The 10,910-nt window shown below is 60.3% G+C and carries 6 protein-coding genes and 4 pseudogenes; 5 read left to right on the top strand and 5 right to left on the bottom strand.

What is annotated here, in order from left to right; translation table 11 throughout:
• The 4 genes and pseudogenes from EOB36_RS08625 to EOB36_RS08610 form a co-directional block, all read left to right on the top strand.
• A pseudogene (locus EOB36_RS08625) lies at positions 1–314 on the top strand (IS21 family transposase); the annotation flags it as partial.
• Positions 315–339: 25 nt separating this feature from the next.
• Positions 340–655, top strand: a pseudogene (locus EOB36_RS08620) (ATP-binding protein); the annotation flags it as partial.
• A 480-nt stretch (positions 656–1,135) separates the two neighbouring features.
• Complete coding sequence (locus EOB36_RS34985; RefSeq protein WP_245467690.1) at positions 1,136–1,234, top strand: AlpA family phage regulatory protein; 99 nt, start codon at positions 1,136–1,138, stop codon at positions 1,232–1,234.
• The gene (locus EOB36_RS08610; protein WP_128284663.1) at positions 1,231–1,863 is read left to right on the top strand and encodes a hypothetical protein; all 633 of its coding nucleotides are present in this window, start codon (positions 1,231–1,233) and stop codon (positions 1,861–1,863) included. Before EOB36_RS34985 ends, EOB36_RS08610 begins: the two co-directional genes overlap by 4 nt.
• Positions 1,864–2,266: 403 nt before the next feature.
• Here EOB36_RS08610 and EOB36_RS08605 read toward each other — a convergent pair whose 3' ends face one another.
• The gene (locus EOB36_RS08605) at positions 2,267–2,740 is read right to left on the bottom strand and encodes a hypothetical protein (RefSeq protein ID WP_128284662.1); all 474 of its coding nucleotides are present in this window, start codon (positions 2,738–2,740) and stop codon (positions 2,267–2,269) included.
• A gap of 98 nt (positions 2,741–2,838) precedes the next feature.
• On the bottom strand, positions 2,839–3,294 hold the full coding sequence (locus EOB36_RS08600; RefSeq protein ID WP_281015810.1) for a transposase: 456 nt from the start codon (positions 3,292–3,294) through the stop codon (positions 2,839–2,841).
• Positions 3,295–4,087: 793 nt separating this feature from the next.
• On the opposite strand from EOB36_RS08600, the gene EOB36_RS08595 reads away from it, so the two are divergent.
• On the top strand, positions 4,088–4,603 hold the full coding sequence (locus EOB36_RS08595) for a DUF2285 domain-containing protein (protein WP_245467685.1): 516 nt from the start codon (positions 4,088–4,090) through the stop codon (positions 4,601–4,603).
• A 774-nt stretch (positions 4,604–5,377) separates the two neighbouring features.
• On the opposite strand, the gene EOB36_RS08590 is transcribed toward EOB36_RS08595, so the two are convergent.
• The 3 genes and pseudogenes from EOB36_RS08590 to EOB36_RS08580 all read right to left on the bottom strand — a co-directional run.
• Positions 5,378–6,853 (bottom strand): NAD-dependent succinate-semialdehyde dehydrogenase, encoded by a 1,476-nt coding sequence (locus EOB36_RS08590; RefSeq protein ID WP_095486045.1) that lies wholly within the window; start codon positions 6,851–6,853, stop codon positions 5,378–5,380.
• Positions 6,854–7,268: 415 nt separating this feature from the next.
• Positions 7,269–7,994, bottom strand: a pseudogene (locus EOB36_RS35950) (pitrilysin family protein); the annotation flags it as partial.
• Positions 7,995–8,543: 549 nt separating this feature from the next.
• Positions 8,544–9,848 (bottom strand): annotated as a pseudogene (locus EOB36_RS08580) (pitrilysin family protein); the annotation flags it as partial.
• Between the last annotated feature and the right edge of the window lie 1,062 nt (positions 9,849–10,910).

Below are 10,910 nucleotides of genomic sequence, written 5' to 3'. Positions count from 1 at the left end.
AACCGGACGGCCTGCGCAACGGCGCGCCTTTCCGGGAATGGGTTCTGCCATCAGCCATGGAGAAGGTGCGCCGCAAGCTAGGGGCGGCCGATGACGGCGACCGGCAGATGGTGTCGATCCTCACCTGCGTCCTGACCGACGGATTGAGCGCGGTCGAGGCCGCCTGTCAGGAAGCCATCGAGCACGGCGCATCGTCGGCGCCGGTGATCCTCAACATCCTGGCCCGCAGCCGCGATCCGGCGCCGGGCACGATCCTTTCCATTCCCCAGGCCCTGAAGCTAGCTCACGAGCCGGTCGCCGACTGCGCTCGCTAAGACAGTCTCAGGAGGACAAACAGCCATGGAACGCACCGAGGTACTGGAACTGATGGGAGCGCTGAAGCTCTACGGAATGCGCAGCGCCTATGACGAGATCATGGGCGTCGCCATCAAGCGACAGCACGAGCCGCCCAGGATTGTCGGTGATCTCTTGCAGGCCGAGATATCGGAGAAGCAGGCCCGCTCCATCAAATACCAGCTCGCCGTCGCCAAGTTGCCGCTGGCCAAGGACATCGACGACTTCGACTTCGCCGACACGCCGGTCAACGAACCCCTGATGCGCGATCTCGCCCGGCGGCGCCTTCGTCGCCGATCAGCGCACCATCGTCCTGGTCGGCCGCCTTCACGGGTCACCCAACTCGCGCGGAAGGTCGACCGCATTGCGACGGGCGCGTGTCGACTTCCCAACAATGTCAGACAGGAGACACAACGCTTCCAGAGCGATCGCATTGTTCCGAAACGATTTTCCCAGTTGGCACGACGGTTGCGGTCCTATGCGCAAAAGCACTGCGATGCCGCACCGACTGGAAGAACTCATCAATGATCACGCCTTTCGAACAAGCGGTCGCCGCCGCCAACACCGCGGAGACCCGAGCCGACGGAAGCCTCTATCCCTTCTTTCTGAAGGCTGTCCGGACATGAACGCATTTGATGTCCGTCCAACGCTGGATGCTCCTGACGACGATCCCTATCTCTGGCTTGAAGATGTAGAAGGCGAGCGGGCACTTGCCTGGGCCGCCGGCCAGTCGGCAAAGACCCTGAAGCACTTCGGTGGAACGCAGTTCGAGCGCGACCGCGCGGCTCTGAAGGCAGGCCTGTTGCCTAGGCGGCGTCGCATCTCCCCCGGCCGAGTCGCATGGCTTGAATCCGATATCAGGGCTTGGATGGAAACTAGACCTGAGAGCCGCACCGCATGAATGTAGCCTTCGAACCTCTCCCGCTTGTGGCGCACCACGAAGCCGGGCACGCGGTGGCCGGCATCGTTTTGAAGCGTCAGATGTTCGACGACGACCGTGAATTCCCTGCTTTCTCAAGTGTTAGTATTTACCCCGACCCCGGTGACGGAGATTACCTTGGTGTTGTCATGAGCAAGGCTTTTTATTCAGCGCAAGGATTCACCTCGAAGCGAAAGCCGATTTTCGAGGACGATATGGATCGATATTTGGAACGCGATCGTGCGATCCGGCAGATAGTTGCGTATCTGGCAGGTCCTTTTGCCGAATCCGCATTCGAAGGCTATCTGGACCCGTTCGATATGGCGATGAATGCGTCCGACGCAAATGAGGGGAGCAGCGACTACGCGGAGGCCAAGCGAATCTATGGTGAGTTGCGGTTCCTGATGCCGCGCCGCCCCGGTTGGAAGCGGATCGAAGATCGCACGGCCCGGCTAGTACTCGATCACTGGTCGGCCATCGAAGCATTGGCCGCGCATTTGCTGGTCAAGCATGATCTCCAATTCGATGAGGCTCTGACGATTGTTGCGCCGCATCTTCCGCCCAAGCCAGTAGCTACGCCGCCAGAGGGTCCATTTCCGCCGCCTGCTTGATCAGCCATTCGATGTGATTTGACCACATCTGCAACACCTCGCGCTTCTCCTTGACGTTGCTAAAGAGATTGTAGATTTCGCCAATGTCTCAGGGACGACGCCTTGTGTTCACTATGTGCTCGATGACGTGTGGCAATACCTGCCGCCTGCCGAGATTTGTCGCGAGCGTCCTGCGCAGATCGTGAAGGGTCCCGTTCTCCAAAGCCACCCCGTCAACATTGACCTTGCCGTCTCGAGCCTTCTTGCCCTTCGCGTAGCCTGAGAAGTGGCTTTTTTTGTTGCCCCTGGCAGGGAAAACAAACGTGTCATTGGTCTTCGGTGCCGACTGGGGGACCGACACCGCCAGTGTGGACAGCGGAATAAGCGTAGGCTCTTCGTTCTTCGTGCGGTCACCCGATAGTTCTCATGTTCCGGCTTCAAGGTTGAGTTCAGACCAACGCATCGCGGCAATTTCCGTACGCCTCTGTCCGGTCAGCATGAGCAGCTTGACGATGGAGCCGAACGAATAGCCGATATCGCCCGGTTCGGGCTCACAGCCCGTCCATATAGCCGCCAGTTCGGCATCGTTCACCACTCGCTTGCGCTTGACGATCGGGGCCGGATACCTAATTTTCCAATCCCTCGCGGGAAACCGCGATGAGCCGTTGCGGCGGTTTGCGATACCAGTTGAAAATGCCCGCATATACCAGAAGGCCGTGTTAGCCCTTTGCGGGTGACCCCCGGCGACGATCTTCTTGGTGATATTAGCAATGTCGGTGTCGCTCACATGGTGGATAGAGCGACTCCCGAGGGCAGGCACAAGATACCGGTTCAGGCTGGCCTCGACCAGTGCGGTGTTTTGAGGGTCGTTACTCGGCGGCCTGGAGGTGATCGCCATCGCCGTCCTCGGTATCGTCAGCGCTGATATGCGCCTGATCGGCAAGGAAGGCTGGCAGTTCCGATGGAGCTATGCTGGAATTTGGGCGACGAGGCTGATCAAGCGGCGCTCTGCGGCTTCGTTTCGATGACCTGGATTCCGTCCAGGAACCTGGCACCTGCGATGAGTTTCGGCAACTGATTTTGTCCTTTCAATCGTCGCCACTTCCTGGCCGCGGCCAACAGCTTGAAGACCATCAGCTGGGCGGTTTTCGAGGATAGCGAGCCCTTGGTACGAACCGTGCGATAGCGAACGGTTGCAAAGACGCTTTCGATGGGATTGGACGTTCGCAGATGATCCCAGTGTTCGGCGGGGAAATCGTAGAGCGCCAGCGACGCATTCTGATCTTTCGTCAGGCAGTCGACCGCCTTGGCATACGCCTCGGCCTCCATCTCGATCGCATGCGCAAGCAATTTGCGCGCGCCGCTGCGAAGTACATCCGTCAGGGTATCATCGATTTCGTCGGGCTGACGAAGGCGAACAATGTGTTGATAGTCTCGTTCATGGCGTATCACTCTCCTTGAGAGGTACTGGCAGGCTTCATCACCCGCCTCGATACGCCGCTCTCCTCAAGCCGTCATCATCCAGTTTCCGCCATGGCTCCCCCTGATTGATCCGCTTCACCTGTGCAACTGCACAGGCTGCCCTAGCAGGGAGATTGGCCTCCAATGGCGAAAACTTGCCGCAGGAGACCCTCCGATGACCGTGCCTATGGCGCCGCCGCTACGACAACTTGCCGACAAGCAGCGTGCGATCCACTGCCGCGCTACTGCGCCTTCAAGGGACGTCTGGATCGCGACGCAGGAGCCGATGACCGTTACGGAATCAATTCCAGGTCGCGCTGGCCGTCGCTGTGCCCGTTCGACGGTCTGGTGGCAATTTGGGCACATCTTCTGTCGCCGACAGTGGCGATGGCTGACGCTTCAACGAAACGGGGTCTTCGACGTCTGCTGCCTTCGCCGATGCTTTGCGAAGTGGCATAATGTTTCGACGCACGCAGGCGCGGGCAGGGGATGTCAGTCATGAATCTCCTGACTGGCGCGGATCAGGCCGATTGGCGGGATGAAAGATCATACGACTACACCGCTGGCCTGACGCTGCGGGAGTGGGCTTGGGAGTTCTTACGCCGCAATCCAGCGTTCCAGCGCGATCTGACCGCTGCGCGCCAGCATTGCAAGACTTGGTCTCTCCAATCCTTTCTCGATATGGTCGCGTCGGCCGGCGACCTGTCACGCTGGGGTGTTCTGTTTCGCGGAGTCTTGTGGCCGCGCTTCGGTCGTATTCTGGTGTCCGCTCTGGTGCGTCCATGTGCTGCCGGTCATTGCGGAACGGTTGCCTGCCTCGTCGCCGACACCGCCGTTCGAACTCTCGGCATTGCCCTGTCGTGCAACCGTCCTGCTGGCGCCCGACAAGAGCCAGCATGTTCTTCTTCGCAATGCGGACCACGCGCTGCAGCTCGCCGTCTCGGGCGCGAATATCCTCCACCCTGTTTGCCTGCATACGCAAGCCATCTGGCCCGCGGTGCTTTTAAAGCATCGACTGAGGGGACTGGAGTGCCTCAATGCTCTCAGTCTAGGGCAACAGTTGCCCCCCCGCTTGTTTGCGCCGGAAAAGCGCGGCGTCCGTTTGTCCTTCGTTCTTCGTGCGCTCGACGGTTCGCTCGCCGGAGCACCTCATCGCGAGCTCGCCGAAGTTCTCATCGGTCAACGGCGCGTCCATGCCGACTGGGCGGATCCTGGCGATCATCTGCGCGACCGCATCCGTCGGGCCGTCTCGCGTGGCCGCGCGCTCATGAATGGTGGCTACAGAGATTTCCTAATTTGAAAAGCGACAGTCCGCGCTGTGCGTCGGTGGATGAACGTTCGCTCGCAGCTGTACCCGTCACCAACAGTTCGCCCGCCGACAGGACTGCATGGCGCCTTGCAAGTGCGCTCTGGTCTAGCTTGTCGATGCCGAAATGAGATGGGCGAGGGTGGTTCATTAGGGCCGGCCTCGACCTGGATGCACATCATTGGTCGGAAAGCGGCGTGCACCGCAATGTCGCCATAGCAGCCAAGATCCTTTGAGTCCGGACCTGCAGTCCTGTTGGACCGGCGGGTGCAACAATATGGAGGGATTTGAGGCCTCACACCGTTCCCTGGTCGACAGCTCGGTCAGACATAGCACCCACCGCTTGATTATGGAAATGATGTGCCTGGAGTGCAGCGAGTAGCGGCTTGCTGCGCACTGTCCTAAGAATAGCAGTCATGACCCGTCTGGGGGTCTGCAACACGACGATTCAACCGCTTGGGCATTGTCGCATATCCCACAATGTAGAATGCGCAACAGGGCAAAAGCTGATCCATCGGCGGTTTATCAATGCTTTTTGGCTTGGCACGGCCCATGCAACGCAATCGGCAAAAGGCGCACGAACTGAGTGGCCCATCGGCCCTAGGAGCGCTGACTTATGCCCTCCCAAGGCATGTCCGGCCCGGCAGCGAGCTCAGTCTCCTGCCGGGCATCCGTGTTTCAGGTCAACGGCGTTTGGAACTTCCAATTAGGTGGCGGCATTGACCGCAGGCCGCCCCCCGGTGGGGCGGAGAGACAGTGCAGCAGGTTTCAAATCCCGCCCATGCAAAGATATTTCATTTCCAGATAGTCCTCGAGGCCATGACGGGAACCCTCCCGCCCGATGCCGGATTGTTTGATCCCGCCAAACGGTGCCGCCTCCGAGGACATGCGTCCCGTGTTGATGCCAACCATGCCATATTCCAGAGCCTCTGCCACACGCCAGACCCGCTTCAGGTTTGAGGCATAGAAGTATGCGGCGAGGCCGTAGATCGTGTCATTGGCCTCGCGCACGACCTGATCCGCATCGTTGAAGCGAATGATCGGCGCGAGCGGCCCGAATGTCTCCTCTTGCGCGACTGCCATGACGCTGGAAATCTCGGTGAGGACCGTGGGTTCGAAAAACGTGCCATTCTTGCCGATACGCTGGCCCCCGCATCGTATTGTGCCGCCTTTCGCAATGGCATCTGCGATGTGAGACTCGATCTTGGCCAGAGCATGCTTGTCGATGAGCGGTCCGATGTCCACTCCGGCATCGAATCCGTCGCCAACCGACAAGTGCCGGATTCTTTCCACGAATTTCTTGACGAACTCATCGTGAACGCTCGATTGGACGTAAATGCGGTTCGCGGAAACGCAGGTCTGGCCGGCATTGCGGAACTTCGCCTGGACCGCACCGTCAACAGCACCGTCAATGTCGGCATCATCGAAGATGATGAAAGGTGCATTGCCGCCGAGTTCAAGGCTGACCTTCTTGATCTGGTCAGAGCACTGACGCATCAGCAGCCGTCCGACCTCGGTCGAACCGGTGAAGCTGATCTTTCGAATCTTGGAATTGGTGCAGAGTTCACGGCCCACGCGATCACCTTCGGACGCATAGATCAGGTTGACCACGCCATCGGGAAAGCCGGCCTGATGGGCGAGGGCGAACATTGCGCCAGCCACGAGCGGCGTCTGTTCAGCGGGCTTGAGCACGATTGTGCAGCCCGCAGCCAAGGCCGGCGAGATTTTGCGCGCCACCATGGAGGCCGGGAAATTCCATGGCGTGATCGTGCCAACAACGCCGATGGGCTGCTTGATCACTAGCATTCGGCGGTCTGTCGAGGGTGCCGAGATCGTCTCGCCATAGACGCGATTGGCCTCCTCGGCATACCATTGCAGATACGCCGCCGCATGCGATACCTCTGAAATGGCTTCGGCAAGCGGCTTGCCCATTTCCGCAGTCAGAATCGCGGCGAGATCGCCTGCATGGTCGATGATCAGCTGATGCCATCGCCAAAGAACGTCGCTACGTTCTCGGGCCGTCAACGCGGCCCATCCCGACTGCGCAACATAGGCCTTGTCTACCGCAGCACGTGTCTCCTCCACGCCCATATCGGGAAGCTCTGCCAAAACTTCGCCGGTCGACGGATTGACGACCTCGAACGTCTTATTGCCAACTGGTCTGCCGAGTGCCGGCAGGCGGTCGATGGCTCCAAACAGGTGCGGGGATTTCAGACGGCGGATCATCGGCAGGCACAGGGGCAATACCGGATTCCTCCTCAACGCAGCGAACATCCAGGTCGACAGGCCGTCAGTGTGTATTCTGCACCAGTGGGTTCGTCGTAGGGCCTCGGCAAAGCAGCTGGTAGACCACGCTAGCCCGATGAAAAGACAGCAGTTTCGTTAGTTTGAGTGCCCGCGGTTCATCAATTGATGGATTAAGCAGTCGGATGTTTGCTTCATCCACCATGCCTGCTGGTGGCGTGCGACTGAATTCTGCAAAAAGGCGGCATACATGCTGAGGAGCGCCATTTCGGCGAGAGGCCGCCGGACCGCCAATGCCGCGCAAGGTCGGCGAAAACGACTCCGCGCGTCTGCATGATCTGCTTGGCCCACGGGCCTCCACATTCGCTCTTCCCACGAGAAGCCCCGATGAAGAAGGAAGGTGAGATGAGTTTCTTTACTCATCCTTGCCGCCCAGCGGCGGGCCGACCACCAAAATGGCGGGCTCGGCCGAAAGCAGCTTTTTGGCCGCCGCCTTGACCTGTTTGAGCGTCACCCGACCGATGCTGCGGGCGCGACGCTGGTTGTAGTCGACGTCGGCCTTGTGAATCTGCAAATCCAGGAGCCGGTCTGCAATCGAGCGGGTCGAGCCCAGTTGGTCGATGGCATAGGCGCCGATCAGGTGCTTCTTCGCCGCCTTGAGCTCGGCCCCGGTCGGTCCTTGCTGCGCCATCTGCTTTACCACATCTCGCACGATGCTCAGTGTTTGGGCAGCGCAGTCCGAGCGTGTCTCTGTCGTAACCAGAAGCGAGTCAAGGGTTAGTTCAGAGCTGACGTGATAGGCAAGGCCGCGTTTTTGACGTACCTCCTCGTAAAGGCGGGAAGTCAAGTATGAGCCGCCAAGGATGTCGTTCAGCAGCACGGCCGCGTAGAAATCCGGCGCGCTAGGCTTCACGCCAGGCCAGGCCAACGTCAGCGAAGTCTGCGGCAGGTCGTAGTTCTCCTCCACCAGTTGACCGAGTTTCGGCGCGACATCGTAGACGGGGACGAGGGTTTGTTGCTCAGGCAAATCACCAAACAGCTGGTCAAGCCTTTCCCTCAACGTGTTCGCGTCAATGTCACCCACCACGGCAATATGGAGCCCGTCGCGAGCGAAAATGGCCTGGTGGAAGGCGCGGAGGTCGGACGGCGTGATGCCGGGGAGGCTCTCTTTTGTGCCTTCTCCCGGCCTTGAACAAGGATGCGCGCCATAGATCGCGCGCAGCCATTTGCGCTGAGCGATGGCGTTAGGGTCTCGCTCGCTGCCGACGATGCGGGAGACAATCTCGGCGCGGACGCGATCGATCGGCCCCTGGTCGAAGCGCGGCGCGTTCAGCGCGAGCCGAAGCAGGCCGAACGCCGCGTCCTGCTTTTTGGAAAGCATGCACACCGATCCGTAGATGTCGTCGCTTTGCGCGTCCAAACTCATTTCGGCGCCGGAATGGTCGACCTTCACCTGGAAGGCATCGCTGTCGTAATGGCCAGCGCCTTCGATGAACAGGCCGGCCATCAGTTTGGCCATCCCCTCCTTCCCGACCGGGTCCTGCTTGGTGCCGCCCTTGAAGGCAAAGCCGATGTTGACGATTTCCACTGTGTGGTCCTCCACCAGCCAGGCGATGATGCCCTTTTCGGACTTCACCTCCTGGATGTTCATCGCAGCATGGGGCCGAGCGCCGAGCGTCATCTCTTGATTCTGCGTCTTGGGCAAGAGATAGCCCGTGGTCGAACGGTCGAACGCGAGATAGTGGGCGGCAACTGCTTTGATTTGCTCGGGGGTAACCTTGCGGATGCGATTCGGCCGTTCCTCGACATCCTTCACGGTACCGCCGGTGGCCAGCGACGAGCCGTAGATGCTGGCGAGCCAGTCCAGGTTGTCTTCGGCAAAGATCATATTGCGCAAATAGTGGTCCTTGGCCTTGCCTAGTTCCTCGTTGCTGACACCATCCTCGGCAATGCGGGCAACTTCGGCAGCGGCCGCCGCTTCGAGATCGGCCAGCTTGGCATCGCCGCGCGGCGCGCCATAGATGGCGAACTTGGTGTCGTCGAGCATAGTGCCCTGGAAAAAGACGCGGGCGCTGGAAGCGATACCTTGCTGGACAGCGAGCGCCTGGTAGAGCCGGCCGCGGTTACCGCCGCCGAGAATTTCGGCCAGCAGGTCGAGCGCTTCGGCCTCGCCCGGCTTGGCGGTATGGTAGGACGGCACCACCCACTGCGTCGAAAAACTGGGCACGCTGACGCGGGCGTCTGAGAGCGTGACGGTGCGCCTGGTGTTCTGCTCGGGCTCAACCGGCCGGATGCGCGGCGGCAGGTCAGGTCCGCGCGCCACCTTGCCATAGGTCTTCTCGGCCAGCACCTTCACCGTCTCCGGCTCGACATCGCCGGCCACGATCAGCACGGAGTTGTTGGGCCAGTAGTACTTTTCATAGAAGACGGTGGCGTCGACGCGGTTCAGCTGCTCGATCTCCTGCATCCAGCCGATGATCGGGATGCGATAGGGGTGGTTCTGCCACAGCGTCGCGTCGATCTCCTCATGGAGAACGTCCTGCGGGTTGGTGTCGGTGCTTGAGCGGCGCTCCTCGATGACCACATCGCGCTCGGTCTTGACGACATCGTCGGTCAGGATGAGGTTTCGCATTCGGTCGGCCTCGAAGCTCATCATCAGCTCGAGCGCCGACGGCGCCACTGTCTGATAGAAGGCGGTGTAGTCGGAGGAGGTGAAGGCGTTGTTGGAGCCGCCGATCTCGAACACTGCGCGGTCGAATTCGCCGCCCGCATGGTTGGTCGTCGCCTTGAACATCAGATGCTCGAAGAAATGGGCGATGCCGGATTTGCCCGGCGGCTCGTCGGCGCTGCCGATCTTGTACCACACCATGTGGGTGACGATCGGCGCCCGGTGGTTGGGAATGACGACCACCTCCATGCCGTTGTCGAGCACGAAATCCCTCGCCTTGCCGTCCTCCCATGCGACGGGGATCGGAGCCGGCCCCGCGCCGACCAACTCGGACGCAACGGACGTCCTGCGAAGCCCATGAGTGCGGGGCTTGCTTGGTAGTTCTGATAGGGAGAGTGGGGTTATGGGCTGCGTTCCTGGCAAAGTGATCTGTTCCTCATTTTGAAGGATCTATGTCTCCCGAACGCCTATTGGGAGAAAGTGGATCGGCACGCGACGCCGAGCCACATGAGCCGTCAGCGTGTTGCTGGGCCTGACGCGAGCCTCATCTTTGGATGCGTCCGGGAAACTTTCGGCATGGTGAGGCCATGGGAAGTCTGCTCGTTATCCATTGGGTGTTTGCGGATACCTGAGCATGCCCCGTGCCAAGTAAGAAAGCCCCGATTCGCAAGGTTTGATCCAACCTTGATACTTGCGATATCCGACATTGTCGGGCATCCGACAGAAAGCGCCTTTCGCCGGCGCGCCGGCTATGACGCTCGCCTCCTCCGGCGTGACGACGATCCTTTGGCGGGCGCCGCGCACACCGATCTGCCCGCCTATCAGCACCGCGACATCGAAGGACAGCGCGATCGTGACTGGATGGGTCTTACGCAAACATGCAGCAGTGCCACCGCGATGGACTTCATCCGCCCCACAAAGCCCCGAGCGCGAGGGACGACGTGTAAGGCAACATGTCATCCTCGATAATGATGCCGCGCATAAAGAGGTAAGGTCCCTCGTCGTACCGGCGAGCCCCTTCGCGGGGTCTCGCGAGGGTCTGGTTTGCGAACGTCGACCGACAGCATCACGGCATGGGCGGCCCCATCGGTAGGCAAGCATTGACCGTGCCACCAGCGTTGAGGCAGCGCAGAGCCCAATTTCCCGGTGCCAGCCGGTACGTTGGAGCTTCAACTGTGGCCAGCCAAGCGGGCCGAGGCCGTGAAACTCCTGATACCCTGGACCGTCCGGATTGCAACGCACGACGCCTTGGTCTCGCGCCAACGTCCATTGACGCTCAGCGAAGCATCATGCGGACGATCTGGGAAAGCTTGGCCGGGCCGGCGCCTTCCCAGGCGCACGGGACGCGCGACGACCCATGTGGACCTTGGATTTCACTCCGCACTTACG

This window comes from Mesorhizobium sp. M6A.T.Cr.TU.017.01.1.1 (assembly GCF_004023115.1).
In the GTDB taxonomy this organism is placed as follows: domain Bacteria; phylum Pseudomonadota; class Alphaproteobacteria; order Rhizobiales; family Rhizobiaceae; genus Mesorhizobium; species Mesorhizobium mediterraneum.
Note: the sequence above shows the minus strand (reverse complement) of the source record. Positions and strands in the feature narration are given on the sequence as shown.